Annotated in this window: 15 protein-coding genes; 2 read left to right on the top strand and 13 right to left on the bottom strand. The window is 65.5% G+C overall.

Annotated elements, in window-relative coordinates:
* Positions 1 to 17 precede the first annotated feature (17 nt).
* From E3T46_RS13510 to E3T46_RS13495, 4 genes are read right to left on the bottom strand one after another with little or no spacing between them, the layout of a single operon-like run.
* Positions 18 to 917, bottom strand: coding sequence for an ABC transporter ATP-binding protein (locus E3T46_RS13510; RefSeq protein WP_134578935.1), 900 nt, complete (start codon positions 915 to 917; stop codon positions 18 to 20).
* The gene (locus tag E3T46_RS13505; RefSeq protein ID WP_134578934.1) at positions 917 to 1,993 is read right to left on the bottom strand and encodes an iron chelate uptake ABC transporter family permease subunit; all 1,077 of its coding nucleotides are present in this window, start codon (positions 1,991 to 1,993) and stop codon (positions 917 to 919) included. Before E3T46_RS13505 ends, E3T46_RS13510 begins: the two co-directional genes overlap by 1 nt.
* Positions 1,993 to 3,045, bottom strand: coding sequence for an iron chelate uptake ABC transporter family permease subunit (locus E3T46_RS13500; protein ID WP_134578933.1), 1,053 nt, complete (start codon positions 3,043 to 3,045; stop codon positions 1,993 to 1,995). The genes E3T46_RS13505 and E3T46_RS13500 overlap by 1 nt, the downstream gene beginning before the upstream one ends.
* A complete protein-coding gene (locus E3T46_RS13495; RefSeq protein WP_134578932.1) occupies positions 3,042 to 4,010 on the bottom strand; it encodes a siderophore-interacting protein in 969 nt (322 codons plus the stop codon). The genes E3T46_RS13500 and E3T46_RS13495 overlap by 4 nt, the downstream gene beginning before the upstream one ends.
* A 103-nt stretch (positions 4,011 to 4,113) precedes the next feature.
* Here E3T46_RS13495 and E3T46_RS13490 point away from each other — a divergent pair, with 103 nt between their 5' ends.
* Entirely contained in the window at positions 4,114 to 5,322 is a 1,209-nt protein-coding gene (locus E3T46_RS13490) for an MFS transporter (protein ID WP_104133311.1), read from the top strand.
* A 9-nt stretch (positions 5,323 to 5,331) separates the two neighbouring features.
* Complete coding sequence (locus E3T46_RS13485; RefSeq protein ID WP_134578931.1) at positions 5,332 to 6,147, top strand: aldo/keto reductase; 816 nt, start codon at positions 5,332 to 5,334, stop codon at positions 6,145 to 6,147.
* Between the two features lie 23 nt (positions 6,148 to 6,170).
* Here E3T46_RS13485 and E3T46_RS13480 read toward each other — a convergent pair whose 3' ends face one another.
* The 9 genes from E3T46_RS13480 to E3T46_RS13440 all read right to left on the bottom strand — a co-directional run bounded on the left by E3T46_RS13480 (position 6,171) and on the right by E3T46_RS13440 (position 16,826).
* Positions 6,171 to 7,157 carry an aldo/keto reductase gene (locus E3T46_RS13480; RefSeq protein WP_134578930.1) on the bottom strand — a complete coding sequence of 329 codons (987 nt, stop codon included), beginning with the start codon at positions 7,155 to 7,157 and terminating at the stop codon, positions 6,171 to 6,173.
* Positions 7,158 to 7,215: 58 nt separating this feature from the next.
* The gene (locus tag E3T46_RS13475; RefSeq protein ID WP_134578929.1) at positions 7,216 to 8,118 is read right to left on the bottom strand and encodes a hypothetical protein; all 903 of its coding nucleotides are present in this window, start codon (positions 8,116 to 8,118) and stop codon (positions 7,216 to 7,218) included.
* A 430-nt stretch (positions 8,119 to 8,548) separates the two neighbouring features.
* Positions 8,549 to 9,853 (bottom strand): thymidine phosphorylase, encoded by a 1,305-nt coding sequence (locus E3T46_RS13470; protein WP_134578928.1) that lies wholly within the window; start codon positions 9,851 to 9,853, stop codon positions 8,549 to 8,551.
* Between the two features lie 67 nt (positions 9,854 to 9,920).
* Complete coding sequence (locus E3T46_RS13465; RefSeq protein ID WP_134443505.1) at positions 9,921 to 10,334, bottom strand: cytidine deaminase; 414 nt, start codon at positions 10,332 to 10,334, stop codon at positions 9,921 to 9,923.
* Between the two features lie 5 nt (positions 10,335 to 10,339).
* Positions 10,340 to 11,632, bottom strand: coding sequence for an ABC transporter permease (locus E3T46_RS13460; protein ID WP_134578927.1), 1,293 nt, complete (start codon positions 11,630 to 11,632; stop codon positions 10,340 to 10,342).
* Positions 11,629 to 12,900: an ABC transporter permease gene (locus E3T46_RS13455; protein ID WP_241980747.1), complete on the bottom strand. Its 1,272-nt coding sequence runs from the start codon at positions 12,898 to 12,900 to the stop codon at positions 11,629 to 11,631. Before E3T46_RS13455 ends, E3T46_RS13460 begins: the two co-directional genes overlap by 4 nt.
* A complete protein-coding gene (locus E3T46_RS13450; RefSeq protein WP_134578926.1) occupies positions 12,897 to 14,417 on the bottom strand; it encodes an ABC transporter ATP-binding protein in 1,521 nt (506 codons plus the stop codon). The genes E3T46_RS13455 and E3T46_RS13450 overlap by 4 nt, the downstream gene beginning before the upstream one ends.
* Before the next feature lie 98 nt (positions 14,418 to 14,515).
* Positions 14,516 to 15,622: a BMP family ABC transporter substrate-binding protein gene (locus tag E3T46_RS13445; protein WP_134443502.1), complete on the bottom strand. Its 1,107-nt coding sequence runs from the start codon at positions 15,620 to 15,622 to the stop codon at positions 14,516 to 14,518.
* Positions 15,623 to 15,764: 142 nt separating this feature from the next.
* Positions 15,765 to 16,826, bottom strand: coding sequence for a BMP family ABC transporter substrate-binding protein (locus E3T46_RS13440; RefSeq protein WP_134578925.1), 1,062 nt, complete (start codon positions 16,824 to 16,826; stop codon positions 15,765 to 15,767).
* Between the last annotated feature and the right edge of the window lie 40 nt (positions 16,827 to 16,866).

Raw genomic sequence — 16,866 nt, 5'->3', positions numbered from 1 at the left:
GGTAGCCTACCCTAACTTTATACGCGTTCGATTTGTCGGGATTCGGGCGCAGCCTCTGGGACCGCTGCCGGAGGGGCAGCAGGCGCAGCGCTGGGGACAGCGCTGTCCGGCCCTGAAGCCGGCGCCCGGCCGTGGAACCGACCGATCGGTACGACCATGGGCGAGCCGCAGACCGGGTCGGGTCTGATGAGCGCCTCGAGGTCGAAGGCCTCGCGCACGATCTCGGCCGTGAGCGTCTCGCCCGGCGCGCCATTGGCGACGATGCGTCCAGCCCGCATAACGACAAGGTGATCGGCATAACGGGCGGCCAGGTTGAGGTCGTGCAGCACCATCACAACGGTCGTGCCGCGCTCGCGATTGCGTTCGAGCAGTAGGTCGAGCACCTCAATCTGGTGGGTGACATCGAGAAAGGTGGTCGGTTCGTCGAGCAGCAGAATCTCGGGATCCTGCGCAAGCGCCATGGCAATCCAGACGCGTTGGCGCTGGCCGCCGGAGAGGTCCTCGAGGCGGCGGGAGGCGAGCTGGTCGGTGTTGGTGGCGGCCATGGCCGCGGCGACGGTCTCTCCGTCGGTGCTTGACCACTGCCGAAACCAGCCCTGGTGCGGGTAGCGTCCACGCCCGACGAGGTCGGCTACGGTGATGCCGTCCGGGGCGACCGGCTGCTGGGGCAGCAGGCCCACGACGGTCGCGACCTTCTTGCCGGGGAGCGCGGCGATGTTGCGACCATTCAGGGTGACCTGGCCGGCATCCGGTTTCAGCAGCCTGGCGAGGCCCTTGAGTAGCGTGGATTTGCCGGAGGCGTTGGCCCCGACGATGACGGTGATCGCGCCGGGAATCACCTCGAGGTCGAGGTTGTCGATGATGCGGGTCTGGTCGTAGCCGAGGCTGACGCCCTCGGCGCGCAGTCGTGGGGTCATCAGGCGCCCTTTCCGGTTTTATTGCTGGTGGCGAGCAGCCAGAGCAGGTAGGGGGCGCCGATCGCGCCCGTGATGATTCCGGCCGGCAGTTCGAGCTGCCCCGGCAGCAGGTGTTGGGCGGCGAAGTCGGCGGCGGTGGTGATCAGCGCTCCGATCAAGGCGGCCGAAATCAGGGCGAGCCCCCCGGAGCCAACGATGCGACGGGCGATCGGCGCCGCGACGAACGCCACAAAGGCGAGCGGGCCGACCGCCGCTGTCGCCGTCGCGGCGAGGGCGACCGCGATCACGAGCAGCACGAGTCGGGTGCGTTCGGCGCCAACGCCGAGGCTCGTCGCAAGATCGTCACCAAGCTGCAGGGCGCGCAGGCGGCCACTCAGCAGCCAAATGATGGGCAGCAGCACGAGCAGCACCACGGCGACGACCGAAATATCCTGCCAGCGGGCACCGCTCACACTGCCGACCAGCCAGAGCAGGGCGCCCTGCGCGTCATTCAGGTCGGCGCGGGAGAGCAGATAGCCGAGCAGCCCTTGCACCATGAACGCGACCCCGACACCGATCAGCACAAAGCGGTAGCCAACGACTCCGCCGCGCCAGGCCAGCAGATAGATAGCGCAGGCGACGATGACGGCCCCGGCGAAGGCGGCGAGCGAAGTCGCGACAGCGCCGAAGCCGAGAATGAGCATGCCGAACACGGCCGCGGCGCTCGCTCCCCCGGTCACTCCGATAATGTCGGGGCTCGCGAGCGGGTTGCGCAACACGGTCTGGAACAGTGCGCCCGAGATTGCGAACGCCACGCCGACGAGCACGGCGAGAGTCAGCCGGGGCAGGCGCAGCGACAGCACGATGAAGTTCTCGCTCTGCGTTCCCTGCCCGGTGAGCGTGCGCAGCAGGTCGGGCACGCTGAGCGAATACGCTCCGATCGCGAGGCTGAAGGCACCGACGATGACGAGGGTACCGAGCAGCCCGAGCACGATCCGGCGCTCGCGTCTGCGGAGCTGCGCGCGCGTGTGGGCCAGCGGTGCGGCATCCACTGCTTTAACGGACGCTGCCAAACCGGATGCTGTCGTCCCGGCCATCACAGGCCGCCCAGTTTCACTCGGCGCACGAGCGCAATGAGTACCGGCGCGCCGAGGAAGGCGACGACGAGGCCGGCCTCGATTTCGCCGGGTTGGGCGATGATGCGGCCGAGCACATCCGCCGCGACGAGCAGGGTGGGGCCGAACAGCGCGGAGAACGCGATAATGAGGCGGTAGTCCGGGCCGGTGATCCAGCGTGCCACGTGCGGCACGGCGAGTCCGACGAACACAATCGGGCCGGCCATCGCGGTCGCCGAGCCGCAGAGCAGCACGATCGCGACGGCGCAGACGATGCGAGCGGCGACCAGATTTTGGCCGAGACCACGGGCGAGATCGTCCCCGAGGGCGAGGGCATTGAGCATACGTGCGGCCACGATGGCGAGAATCGCGCCGACCAGAATGAACGGGGCCAGCGGCAGGGCGGCGTCGAGGCCACGCGCGACGAGGGAACCAGCCGCCCAGAACCGGTAGCGGTCGAAGGCCTCCGAGTCGGCCAGCAGCACGATGGTAATAAGCGAGGTGAACGCCGCCGTCAGCGCGGTTCCGGCGAGGGCCAGCTTGACCGGGGTGGCGCCTTCACGGCCGAGCGAGCCGATCAAATAGACGAGCGTTGCGGCCACCGCGGCGCCGATAAAGGCGAACCAGACGTAGCCGAGCGCGGTGGTGACGCCGAACCAGCCGATGCCGGCGACGACGAACAGGGAGGCGCCGGCGTTGACGCCGAGCAGACCCGGGTCGGCGAGCGGGTTGCGGGTGACACCCTGCATGAGGGCCCCGGCCAGGCCGAGGGCCAGGCCGGCGAGCAGTCCGACGACCGTGCGCGGCACGCGCAGGTCCAGGATGACGGTGCGGTCAGTCAGCGCAGTGTCGGTCAGGGTTCGATCGGGGTCGATCAGGGCGTCGAGCACGGTGCCGAGGGCAATCTCCCGGGTGCCGACGACGAGCGACGCGGCGATGGTCAGAACGAGCAGCGCGAGCGCGAGGGCGAGGGCGAAGCCGATGACGACGCGGCGCGACCGGGTTCGCTCCGGCCGTGCCAGAACCAGGGTCACTGAGCTTCGGACCGGCCGAGCCGCCAGTAGCCCATGAAGGCCACGCGCTTTCGGTCGATGCCGGTTTCACTCACCAGAAAACGGCGCAGCAGCTTGATCATGCAGGATTCACCCGCGAGCCAGGCGTAGAAACCGGTGCCGGCTTCGTCGTTGGGCGATTCCCAGAGCAAATCGCAGTCCACGTCGATGTCCGCCCAGGGCTGCGGGGTGGCGGCGACCGCCGTCTTGACGAGCGAACGATTGTTCGCCACCCAGCCGCGCACCGCGGCGTCGAGTCGCTCACCGTGCGGGGCGGTGTCGCGAGCCAGCCAGGTGATTTCGCCACCGGCGGGAAGGTCGAGGGGTAGGGCATCAGCTTCGGTGGGCACTTCGATGAAGGCGCGCACGCGGCGGCCGGCCGCGAGACTCTCGAGGATGCTGCAGATGGCTGGAGCTGCGGTTTCGTCGCCGGCCAGCAATAATTCGGTCGCCTGCGCCGGGTGCCAGTCGAGGCCGATGGCGCGGCCCGGGCTGCGCTCGTCGGGCCCGATGATGAGCACGTCACTGCCGACCGACGCGGTGTACAGCCAGCGCGCGGCCGGGCCGAGCGGGCCGTGACCGTTGTGGGTGACGAAATCCACGTCGATTTCACGCAGTTCGGGGCGCACAGCGCGAACCGTGTAGGTGCGAAACGGGTTGCGATCGGCGTCCGGCAGCGCGCGCCAGCGGGCGTACCAGCTTCCGTCGGCGATGGTGGACTCGTCGTTTGCACCGATGTCGGACAGGCCACGGCCGGGCAGCGGCAACACGATCTTGACCCTCTGGTCGAGCCCGGCGGTACTGAAGGTGTCAAACTGCTCACCGAAGAAGGTCATCCGTGTGAAATGCCTACTCAGAGAACGGATGCCCACTACCGTGGCCCGATAGGGTCGATAGGCCGGACGATCCAGAACCGCGGTCGCACTCTCGTTCGGTAAGGTAAGCATTGCCTTAGTATGGCATGCCTTAGCTGGGGTTTGTCGAGCACCACAATTTTCGCGGTCAGCTGCCCGCCCCGGTTTTCAATCGGCCCCGCCGTAGACTGAAATCGTGAAAAGCTACTGGACCCTTCTGCGCACGCCCGGAGTATCCCGCCTTATCGCTGCGCAGTTGACGGCCCGTTTTCCCTTCGGAATGCTCTCCCTCGCTTTTCTCATTCACATTGAGCGGATCTTTGATTCCTACGGCGCGGCCGGACTGGTGCTCGGTGCCATGAGCATCGGTCAGGCCATCGCCGGGCCGCTCACCAGCCGACTGATGGGCCGACTCGGCATGCGCCCGGTGATCATCGCCACCATGTTCATCTGCGCGGTGTCGATCATCGTGATGGCGCTGATTTCGCTGTCGGTGCTGAACCTCATGCTGATCGGATTCGTCGCCGGTCTGTCCACCCCGCCGATTCAACCGGCCGTGCGCACGATTTACCCCAAAATCGTCAACTCCCGCCAGCTCACCCCGCTGTTCTCACTCGATGCCTCGGCGCAGGAGATCATCTGGGTGCTCGGCCCAGTGATCGCTACCTTCGTGGCGCTGCAGGTATCGACGACTGCGGGCATCCTGCTCGCCGCATTCTTCCTGGTCGCCGGCGGAATCTGGTTCGTCGCCCTGCCCGAGGTAGGCCGGGTGCGCATCCCGCGCAGCCGCCGCAAGCTCGGCGTTGTGCTCAAAAAACCCGAGGTGCTGCTCAGCACGGTCGTCGGTTTCACGCTCGTCGCCGCCTGCGCCGCGGTCGAAGCCGGTGTGGTTGCGGTGTTCGGCCACGGCAGCGCCGACGCCGGCTGGGTGCTCGGCATCTTCGCGATCGGTTCGCTCATCGGCGGCCTGGCACTCGGACACGCTCCGATCGGCCCCTGGGCCCTCGCCACCCGCATGCTCATCGTCACCATCGGGTTAATTCTGGCGAGCCTGTGGCTCACCTTTTGGTGGCTCTCCCTCGCGCTGCTCCTGGCCGGGGTCGGCATCGCGCCCGCCTTCGCTGTTCTTTTCGGCATCGTATCGGCGAGCGTGAAATTCAGCGACACCGCCGAAGCCTATGGCTGGGTCGGTACCGGCCAGCTGATCGGCGCCGCCATGGGCTCCGCCATCGCCGGGTTCTCGATCGACCATTCCGGCCCGGTGTCGGCGATCTACGTCGCCGCCGGTTTCGCGGGCCTCGGCTGCATCATCCCAGCGCTCGGCCGCCGCTGGCACCCGGACCTGCGCGGGCGCGATATCAGCCCCATTCCCGACACCGAGCCCATCCAGGTGCAGGTCTCGTAACATTGAGGGATGACCTCCCTCACGCTCAATGACGGCCACGTGATTCCCCAGCTCGGTCTCGGGGTGTATAAGGTAGCGGATGCCATCGCCGCCGACACCGTGCAGGTCGCGCTCGAGGCCGGGTACCGTCACGTCGACACCGCAGCACTCTATGAGAACGAGGTCGGCGTCGGGCAGGGGCTCGCGCGTTCCGGGGTGCCTCGGGAGGACGTGTTCGTTACGACCAAGGTGTGGAATGACCGCCACGGCTACGACGAAACGATGAAGGCCTTCGACGAGAGTCTGGCCAAGCTGGGCCTGGACTACGTCGATCTGTACCTGATCCACTGGCCGGCACCGCAGCAGAATCGCTACGTCGAAACCTATCGCGCCCTCGAAGCCCTGCGCGCCGACGGCCGGGCCCGCTCGATCGGGGTCTCGAATTTTCACCCGCACCACCTCGACCGACTCCTGGCCGAAACCGACGTCGTGCCGGTGCTCAACCAGGTGGAGTTGCACCCGTGGCTGCCGCAAACGGAGGTTCGCGCTTATGACGCGGCCCACGGCATCCGTACCGAAGCGTGGTCGCCTCTGGCCCGCGGGCGCGCAATCGGCAACCCGATTCTCGATGCGATCGGCGCCCGGCACGGCAAATCAGCCGCGCAGATCGTGATCGCCTGGCACCTCGCGCTCGGCAACATCGTCATTCCCAAGTCGGTCACCCCGGCGCGCATTCGCGCCAATATCGACGTGTTCGACATCGTGCTCATGCCGGACGATCTTGCGCAGATTGCGGCGCTCGAGAGCGGCGAGCGCACCGGCACGGACCCCGACGACCTCGACTGAACTAGAGGCGACCGGCCGACGTATTACCAGCGCGGGTGAATCTGCTCCCGCAGGAGCCGGTCATAGATGTCCTGAACGCCCTCGTTGAAGGCGATGTCGAGCGGTTCGGCTACGCCAGCGGTCGCGTTTCCCTGCGCCTGAGCGACCGAGCGGGCTCCCGGAATGACGGCGCTCACCCCGTCGATCTGGGCTACCCAGGCCAGGGCGGCCTGGGCTGGCGTGAGGCCGACCGGGGCCAGGGCCGCGAACTCCGTGGCGGCCTGCAGGCCCACCTCGAAGTCGACGCCGGAGAAGGTCTCCCCGACGTCGAAGTGGCTGCCGTCCCGGTTGAAGTTGCGGTGGTCGCTCTCGGCGAAGACCGTGTCGGCGGTGTATTTGCCGGTCAGCAGCCCGCTGGCCAGCGGAACCCGGGCGATGATACCTACCCCGGCGGCGCGTGCGGCCGGCAGCACCTCGTCGAGCGGCTTGAGGCGAAAAGCGTTCAGGATGATCTGCACCGTGGCGACGCCGGGATGGCTGATCGCGGCGAGGGCCTGGTCGCAGGTCTCCACGCTCACCCCGTAATTGGCGATGACGCCCTCGTCGACGAGGGTGTCGAGCGCGTCGTAGACCTCGCCGGAGTCGAAGACAGCGCTCGGCGGGCAGTGCAACTGCACCAGGTCGAGAGTGTCCATGCCGAGGTTCGTGCGGGAGCGGTCGGTCCAGGCGCGAAAATTGGCGAGCACGAAATTCTCGGCCAGCTGTTCGACTCGGCGGCCCATCTTGGTGGCCACCGTGATTTCCGCACCGAGGGCCTCATTGGCGAGAAATTGGCCAATCAGCCGCTCGCTGCGGCCGTCGCCGTAGACATCCGCTGTGTCAAAGAAGGTGACACCGGCATCAGCGGATGCGGCGAGCACGCCGGTCGCGTCGGCGTCGGATACCGCTCCCCAGTCCGCTCCGAGTTGCCAGGTACCCAGGCCGATCACGGAAACAGTGCGGCCGGTACGTCCGAGGGTGCGTTTTTGCATATCCCTAGCTTAGGCACCCGCCGCACATCACTGCCGCACCATTTGGCCGCCGGCCCGGCTACGGGCGCCACCCCCGCGACCGGAGCGCAGCATCGACGGCGCCCTGCACCCACTCCTTCGTCGAGCCCTTGCGCACGGTGATGACCAGCCACCCGGCCTCGCGCAGGTCATGCAGGCGTTCGGCATCGCGGTTGAATTGCGCCGTATCAGTGCGGTGCTGCTCGCCGTCGTACTCCACGAGCACTTTGTAGCAAAAATAGACCAGGTCGCCGCGAACGCGTCGTTTGCCGCGCGGCAGGGGAATGTCCCGGTTCGTTTCGGGTTCAGGAAAGCCGGACATGACGAGGAACAGACGCAGGAACGTTTCCCTTCGGGATTCCACCCGCGGCCGAATCATCGCCTCGGCCGCCCGCAGACGCAGAGCGCCACGATTCCCCGCATACTGCACCACCCGCGCGGCAATCTCGGGGGCGGTCGCCAGTCCAAGCTCCGGTCGCAGCAGGTGATCTCCGGCCGCTACCAAATCATTCAATTCCAGAACGGATGCCAGTTGGCACCACGCCGAAATCGGCTCGAGCACCGGCAGCCCCGCCACGCTGCGCACTCCCGGGGACGTCGCCACACGATGTCCGTTGACCCCGGCTAGTCGCAGAGTCCGATCCGGGTCGATCACCGATACGTGAAGAAGAGGGTCGGCCTCCAGGTCGGCCGGCAGGGGCATGCCGTGCAGGCGGGCAGCTGTTGCGTGGCTGAAGAAGGCACCCGCAGGCATCCGTTTGTGAAGTGCCCGACAGCGGTCATTCAGGTTGTGAACGGTGCCAGCGGCAACACACACGCCCCAAAACGGATGCTCTACATCGCGTGACCGCAGGCGCTTGGCCGAGACACCTGCCGCCCGGGCCGCTCCAAAGGTGAACGCGCCGGAATCGAAGCCGGGAGGAAGAGGAGTTTGGATGTGCATGGCCTGAGAGTGCCACGAACGGTGACCCACCCGACGGTTATCCACAGGGTGCAATGGGTCGGGCGCCACTCCACAGGGTCGCCCGGTGAAGCGCGCCACTCCACAGGTCAATCTCGGCCGAGCACACGCGAGGTGCCACCTTTTGCCCCCTGACCACGGCCCAGCACACCCGAGGTGCCACCTTTTGCCCCATCAACGCTCGCCATGGGGTAAAAGTTGGCGCCTCACGAGAACCATGGGGCAGAAGTTGGCACCTCGAATCCGCATTGACGGCGAGAGCGCGCACTCCAGAGTTGGCGCTCCTACTCAGGGCAACAACCACGGCCACTCAACCAGGAGAACTGCGAAATGGCCGCCCACGATGACCCAGACGAATGTGCGCCCGGGAATCGCGTCGCGAGCAGCCCGCACGTTGTGGCGGGCCTCGCTGCTACCGACTCCCGATCCGCTCCGCGATTAGCGGACCGCCATCCTGCACGGGCTCCCCCACGTCGCCGATGCGCCAGGCACCCTCAACGGCCTCGAGCGCACGGGCGAACCGGGCGGGCTCGTCGGCGCTCAGCGTGAACAGCGGCTGGCCCTTCACCACGGTGTCGCCGGGCTTGGCGTGCAGGTCGATTCCGGCGGCATGCTGCACCGCATCCTGCTTACGGGCGCGCCCGGCACCGAGTCGCCAGGCACCGATACCAAAAGGCAGCGCCTGCTGTTCCACCAGAACGCCGCTGCGCTCGGCGAGCACAACGTGAGTCTCGCGCGCGACCGGCAACGCGGCATCCGGGTCGCCACCCTGCGCGCGAATCACGGCCCGCCATTTGTCCATGGCTCGGCCATCCTTCAGAGCCGCGCCCACATCGACACCGGTGATTCCGGCGAGCGAGAGCATCTCCTCGGCCAGCGCCACGGTGAGTTCAACCACGTCGGCGGGCCCGCCGCCGGCGAGCACCTCCACCGACTCGCGCACCTCGTTGGCATTACCGATGGCGAACCCAAGCGGAACGTTCATATTGGTCAGCAAAGCGGATGTCGCCACCCCGGCATCCTCGCCCAGCTCGACCATCGTGCGGGCCAACTCCCGCGACCGCTCGATGTCCTGGAGAAAGGCGCCCGAGCCGAACTTCACATCGAGCACTAGGGCCTGGGTGCCCTCGGCGATCTTCTTCGACATGATCGACGATGCGATCAGCGGGATCGCCTCGACCGTTCCGGTGATGTCACGCAGGGCGTAGAGCTTGCCGTCGGCCGGCGCCAGGCCGCTGCCGGCCGCGCAGACCACGCCGCCGAGCTCCTGCAGCTGCTGGAGCATTTCGGCGTTGCTCAGGTTGGCGCGCCAGCCCGGAATCGACTCGAGCTTGTCGAGCGTTCCGCCCGTGTGACCGAGGCCACGGCCGGACAGCTGCGGCACGGCCGCGCCGAAGACGGCGACGAGCGGCATCAGCGGCAGCGTGATCTTGTCGCCGACGCCTCCGGTGGAGTGCTTGTCGGTGGTCGGCTTGCCGAGGCCGTCGAAGCTCATCCGCTCACCGCTCGCGAGCATGGCCATGGTCAGAGCCCGAATCTCGCTGCGGCTCATGCCGTTCAGAAAGATCGCCATGGTCATGGCGGCCATCTGCTCGTCGCCGACGTAGCCACGGGTGTACGCGTCGATCAGCCAGTCAATTTGCGGTGTGGTCAGCTCGCCGCGGTCGCGCTTGGTGTGAATTAGGTCGACGGCGTCAAACGCTTCGATGGTGCTCATGGTGCACTCCTTCAGAGCCGATTACACAATGGAAAATCCTGACGACCGGGCTGAACGAGCCCAACGGCTACGACGAAGTTGCGCTGGCGCGATAGTCGGCGAGTTGGCGCGGCCCGAAGGCATCCGGCAGCACCTCGTCAATGGTTTTGACGCCGGAGACCGTTTCGAGCAGCATGCCCGGCGCGGAGTGTTCGTAGAGCAACTGGCGGCAGCGGCCGCACGGCATAAGGATGCCGCCATTTCCGTCGACACAGGTGAACGCGACGAGCTGGCCGCCACCACTGAGGTGCAGCGCGGAGACCAGGCCGCACTCCGCGCAGAGGGTGAGGCCGTAGGAGGCATTCTCCACGTTGCATCCGCTGATCACTCGCCCGTCATCGACGAGCGCCGCGACGCCGACCGGAAACTTGGAGTACGGCACATAAGCTGTGGCCATAGCGGCGAGGGCTTGCGCGCGCAGCAGCGGCCAGTCGATGCTCACATCACTCACTTGATGTACGGCTTTCCGTCAGCGGCGGGTGCCCTTGAGCGGCCGACGAACCCGGCAACGGCGAAGATCGTCACGACGTAGGGCAGCATGAGCATGAATTCGCTCGGTACCGGTGAGCCGATAATGCCCAGTACGTTCTGCAGGTTCGTCGCGAATCCGAATAGAAGCGCTGCGAGGGTCGCCTTGATCGGATGCCACTGGCCGAAGATCACCGCGGCGAGGGCGATGAAGCCCATGCCGTTGGTCATCTCCTTGTTGAACGCACCGACCGCGCCGAGGGTGAAGTACGCCCCGCCGAAGCCCGAGATGACACCGCCGAGGGTGACGGCAACGAAGCGAGTGCGGTTGACGTTGATGCCAACCGTATCGGCGGCCTGTGGATGTTCACCCACGGCGCGCACGCGCAGGCCCCACTTGGTGCGAAACAGGGCAAAGAACACGAGCGCGACCGAAACGTACATGGCGTAGACGATGATGGTCTGGCGAAACAGCACCGGGCCGATGATGGGGATTTCGCTGAGCAACGGAATGTTCAGCCGGGGAAAGACGTCCGGTGAGTTGAGGGTGGCGCTGGGTGCGAGCACCTGCGAGTACAAAAAGCTGGTGAGCCCGATCACGAGAACGTTGAGCACGACACCGACGATGACCTGGTCGACGAGGTATTTGAGCGCGAACCCGGCCAGCACCATGGAGACGAGCGCCCCAGCCACCATCGCCGCAAGCAGGCCGAGGTAGGGGTTCCCCGTGGCGGAGGCGACGACCGCGGAGCTGAAGGCTCCGGCCAGGAGCTGCGCCTCGATGGCCACATTGACGACGCCGGCGCGTTCGGACAGCACCCCGCCGAGGGCACCGAAGATGAGTGGGGCGCTCAGGGTGACCGTTCCGATCAGCAGTCCGGGCACCGGAATGGTCGAACCCGATGCCGCCCAGGCCAGAAAGCCCACCAGGAATAGCAGCGCGAACAGGATGGTCAAGACGATCGGGATCTTGGTGTGACGATAGACCAGCCAGGCCGACGCCGCAGCCATGAGCACGAGCGCGATGGCCACGAACACTCCGGTAGCCAAGGTTGGCAGGGCCACCTCTGGCAGTTGGATCAGGTCGCGCGCTTCCGAGAGGCGGAAGGTGCTCAGCTCACCGCGCTGGCCGCGTCCGAGGAACACGAACAGGATCAGCGACAGCGCGGCAAATCCGCCGAAGGTGATCGGAATCTTCCAGCTGCGAATCTGCGCCGTCAGCTTCACGACCGGGGCCGAAGCCGGAGCGGGGCTCTGTGTGATCGTGCTCATTTCGCCACCACCTCGTTGGTCTTGCGAATCCTGGGTTTCTTGGTGGTGCCCGGTGTCGGAAGGTGGAACATGGCACGCACCAGCGGCGGCGCGGCGATGAACAGCACGATCAGCGCCTGCACGACGACGACGATGTCGATTGGCACACCCTCAGCCGCCTGCATGGCGAACCCGCCGGCCTTGAACGCACCGAAGAGAATTCCGGCGGCGAAGATACCCCAGGGCTTTGAACGACCGAGCAGGGCGACGGTGATGGCGTCGAAGCCGATGCCGGCGTCGATTCCGGAACTGAAGCCCGTGGTCAGGGTTCCCAGCACCTGGTTGACGCCGGCCAGGCCGACGAGCGCTCCCGAGATGGCCATGGCGTAGAAGTAGACGTTCTTCACGTTGATGCCGGCGACCCTGGCTGCGCCGGGGTTCTGCCCGACGGCACGAAACTGAAACCCGAGGTTTGAGCGGCTGAGTAGCCACCAGACGAAAATGGTGGCCGCGATCACGGTGAGAAAACCGGCGTGCAGGTTGTAGCGCGGCCCGAACAGATCGGGGAACACCGCGGTCGCTGCCATGGCCGGTGTCTTCGGGTTGTTACTGCCAGGCGCCTGCAGCGCACCGGGGGTGCGCAGCAGGAACTGAATCAGGTACAGCGCGACGAAGTTGAGCATGATCGTGACGATCACCTCGTGGGCACCGGTACGAGCCTTGAGCAAGCCCACGATGCCGCCCCAGATAGCCCCACCAAGCAGGCCGGCCAGAACGGCGACGATCAAGTGGATACCGGCTGGCAGCTCAACCGCGAAAGCGACCCAGCCAGCGGCCGCGGCGGCGATGAGCATCTGCCCACGACCACCGATGTTGAACATGCCCACGCGAAAAGCGAGCCCCACACCGAGCCCGGCCGCGATCAGCGGCGTCGCAAAGGTGAGTGTCTCGGTCAGCGGGCGAATCGCGGTGAGGAAGCTGCTCGCCCGGAAGTTGTAGATTGCCCCCTGGAACAGCGCGGAATAGGCGCCCGCGACGGAGTCCCAGACAGCCTGCAGCAGGTCGGTCGGTCGGGAGAAGAAATATCCGGCAGTCTCCTGCACGCGTTCGTTGGTGAACGCGATCAGAATCGCCCCAACCACGAGAGCGACGAGGACGGCCAGTACAGAGATCATGGCGCTGCCGCCGGTGATGTCGCGCAGGGTTTGGTTCCAGCGCTCGGACCCATCCTTCCTTCCCTGCTCGGACCCGGGAGCGACCGGAGCCGCCGGTGCGGTGGCGTCGCTCACAGCGCGCCCTCCATTTCCGGAGCGTGCTCGCCGGCCATCATGAGGCCGAGCGTGGCGCGGGGGGTGTTGCCTGGCACGATTCCAACGATCTCTCCTCGATACATCACCGCGATGCGGTCTGCGAGAGCGACGACCTCGTCGAGCTCGGTGGACACCACGATGACCGGAATTCCGGAGTCGCGAGTTTCGATAATGCGGGTGTGCACGAATTCGATCGAACCCACGTCAAGACCGCGGGTCGGCTGGGCCGCAACGAACAAACGCAGATCACGGCTCAGTTCACGAGCGAGCACGACCTTCTGCTGGTTACCCCCCGAGAGCCGTCCGGCCTCCATATCGCTGCCCTGCGATCGAATGTCGAACTCCGCAATTTTCTCGGCGGCGAACTTCGCTCGAAACCCGAGCTGCAGGTTGCCCGCCTTCACGAACGGCGCTCCGGAGCTGCGGTCGAGCATGAGGTTCTCGGCGATGCTGAAGTCGGCGATGAGGCCGTCTTCGGTGCGGTCTTCGGGAACGAAACCGACTCCGGAATCGAGGATGTGCCGCACGCTGTAGCCGCGCAACGGCTTGCCGTCGAGTTCGATCGACCCGGTGACGTGCTGCTGTAGTCCGAGCAGCGCTTCGGTGAGTTCGGTTTGGCCGTTACCTTGGACGCCGGCGATGGCAAGTACTTCACCGGCCTGGACGTCGAAGCTCACGCTGTTGACGACGATCTGGTTGCGGGCATCGATCACCGAGAGGTTTTTCACCGACAAGGCGGTTCCACGCAACTCTGGCGCATTCTTGTGCACGGTCAGTTCAACGGCCCGCCCGACCATGAGTGAGGCCAACTCCGCGTTGGTCGCGGTCGGCGACGCCTCACCGACGACGGTTCCCAAGCGGATGACCGTGATGCGGTCCGCGACGGCGCGCACCTCCCGCAGTTTGTGCGTGATGAACACGATCGAGGTTCCGGACTCGGCGAGCTGGCGCATGATGGTCATGAGCTCATCGGTCTCCTGCGGGGTGAGCACCGCCGTCGGTTCGTCGAACACCAGCACCTTGGCGTCCTGGGACAGTGCCTTGATGATCTCGACGCGCTGCTGCACGCCAACCGGCAGGTCTTCGATGACGGCATCCGGGTCGATGTCGAAGCCGAACCGGTCAGAGATCTCCCGCACCTTGGCTCGGGCCGCACTGAGGTCGAGGCGGCCGCCGAAGGTGGTCTGTTCGTGGCCGAGAACGACATTCTCAGCAACGGTGAACACCGGAACGAGCATGAAATGCTGGTGCACCATACCGATCCCAGCTTTCATGGCGTCGCCCGGCCCGGCGAATTTCTGCACCACGTTATCGAGCAGGACCTCGCCCTCTTCGGCAATGTACAGGCCATACAGCACGTTCATGAGCGTGGACTTACCAGCGCCGTTCTCGCCCAGGAGGGCATGAATTTCACCCGACTCGACGACGAGCGAAATGTTGTTGTTGGCGACCAGCGCACCAAAGCGCTTTGTGATGCCTCGAAGTTCGAGCTTCATTGATCCTGAATTCCTGGGTCGAGCGCGACGGGGGAAAAGCGCGGGGGAACTGAAATGGGGAGGCCGACAATCCGGCCTCCCCAGGTCACTACAGCGTATTACTGCTTCGGCGAGGAAGGCGATTCGACCGTGATCGAACCGTCGATGATTCCTGCTCTGATGGCGTCGAGCTCGTCGGCCAGGGTCGCGGGGACCTTGGATTCGAAGTCGTGGAACGAGGCAATGCCCACGCCGTCGTTGTCCAGAGTTCCGATGTACGGGGTGGCGTCGAAGGTGTCGTCGCCAGCGCCGGAAACGACGTCGAAGACGCTGACCTTGATCCCCTTGAGGATGCTGGTGAGGAACAGGCTCTTGTTCGTCGCGTCGGTCTCGTAGAGGTCAGCGTCAACGCCCACCATGGCGATATCCTTGCCCGAGCTCTTGATCGCTTCAATCGCGCTCAGAAAGATCGGTCCACCAACGGGCAGCAGCACGTCGGCATTCTGGTCGATGAGGCCTTGCGCATTGGCGAGCGATTCGACGCCGGCGGCGAAGCCACCCGTGAACGAACCGGTCTGCGAGGCGACGTCCCAGCCGATGGTCTTGACGGAGGTGCCGTTCTGCTCGTTGTAGTACGCCACGCCGTCAGCGAAGCCATCCATGAAGATGGTGACGGTCGGAAATTGCATTCCGCCGTAGGTTCCAACGACGCCGGTCTTGCTGTAGCCGGCTGCCGCATAGCCGGCCATGAAGGCGGCCGGGGCGGTGTCGAAGATGATTGGCTTGATGTTCGGGGCGTCGACCTTGCCGTCGAAGTCGAGGTCGGCATCATTGTCAATGATGGCGAAGTTGACTTCGGGGTTAGCCAAGGCAGACTCCACGGTCGCCGCGGCGAGGTTGAATCCGACGGTCACGATGAGGTTGCAGCCCTGGTCGACAAGGTTCTGCACGTTGGACTGGTAGTCGGTCTCGGACGTTGACTCCACGGTTTTCGGCGTCACACTGAGTGCGGCCGCAGCCTCAGTGAGGCCCTCGAAGCCGAGCTGGTTGAACGACTTGTCGTCGAATCCACCGGCGTCAGATACCATGCAGGGCAGAAAGTCGCTCGCGGCGGCGGAGCTGGTGTCGTCGGTCGTTGCGGGCGCCTGAGCACAAGCGGCGAGCATCGCCACGGTACCGAACATTGCAAGACCGGCAAGTACGGTCTTACGGGTCGAAATTGTCAAGATGACCTCCAGGGTGCTGCCCAGCGAGATCGCACGGGCGTGGTGCGATCCACGTTACCCAATGAGACGCTGCGCAGATGAGCATTGTGCGTGCGCGACCGAGTCGTTACCAAGCCGCGACATTGGCGAAACGAATTTCCCCCTATTGGGGTGTACTGGGACCGGTCACTGTGATGATCCCCGCTATAATCGCTGCACGAATCTGTTCGAGTTCGTCCACCAATTCGGCTGAGACCAGGGCGGACTGATCGTGGAAATCGGCGATTTCGACGCCGCCGTTCTTGAGCGTGCCGACGAAGGCCTCGTTGTCAAAGCTGCCCTCGAGGTCAGCCCCGATCGTCTCGACGACCGCCGCTGACGTGTTTTTCAGCACGCTGGTGAGCACTACCGACTGAAACTGGGCCGGCAGGGTGACATACCCGTCGTTGTCGACCCAGATGATCGATACGCCCGGGTTCTCGATGGCAGCGGCCGCCGCGCCCTGGCCGACCTGACCGGCCACCGGCAGAATGATGTCCGCGCCCTGATCGATCAGCGTCTGGGTCAACGACTTGCCTTTGTTCACGTCCTCAAAGTCGCCGGTGAAGGAGCCGTCCTGGGTGTCCTTGTTCCAGCCGAGTACCTCAACCGTCGTCTCGTGCTTGTCGTTGTACATGGCGACACCATCGACGAAACCGTCCATGAACAGAGTGACCGGCGGCTGGTTGCCGCCGCCGAATGTTCCCACCTTGCCGGTTTTGGTGACGCCGGCCGCGAGGTACCCGGCCAGGAACGAGGCCTGGGCGGTATCGAACACGATCGGCTTAACGTTCGGCGCGTCCACGAACTCGTCGACGATCGCAAAGTGCACGTCGGGATTTTTGGTGGCTTCAGCAAGGGTCGCATCGGCGAGCTCGAAACCGACAGTGAGCACGAACTGGCATCCGGTCGCCACGGCCTGGCTCACGTTCGGTGCGAGGTCGGTCTCCGCCGTCGACACGATCGCGTCGGTGTCAATGTTGTACTTCGTCGCCGCTTCCTGCAGCCCTTCCCAGGTGGACTGGTTGAAGGAGCGGTCGTCGAGACCGCCCGAGTTTGTGACCATGCGCGCGCAGTACTCCGGCTCCGTCGCATCCGGTGTCGCGGTCGGTGTCGGTGCGGGCGCGCAGCCGACCAGCAGCACAACGGATGCAACGAGGGCAGAAACGGCAATCAAGCGGCGCATAGACACTTCCTTCAGGATGAACTGAAATTCTAGTCAGGTT

Source organism: Cryobacterium sp. Hh11, from assembly GCF_004404045.1.
GTDB classification, from domain to species: Bacteria; Actinomycetota; Actinomycetes; order Actinomycetales; family Microbacteriaceae; genus Cryobacterium; species Cryobacterium levicorallinum.
The sequence above is the reverse complement of the archived record's forward strand: the minus strand, read 5'-3'. Positions and strand labels throughout refer to the sequence as shown.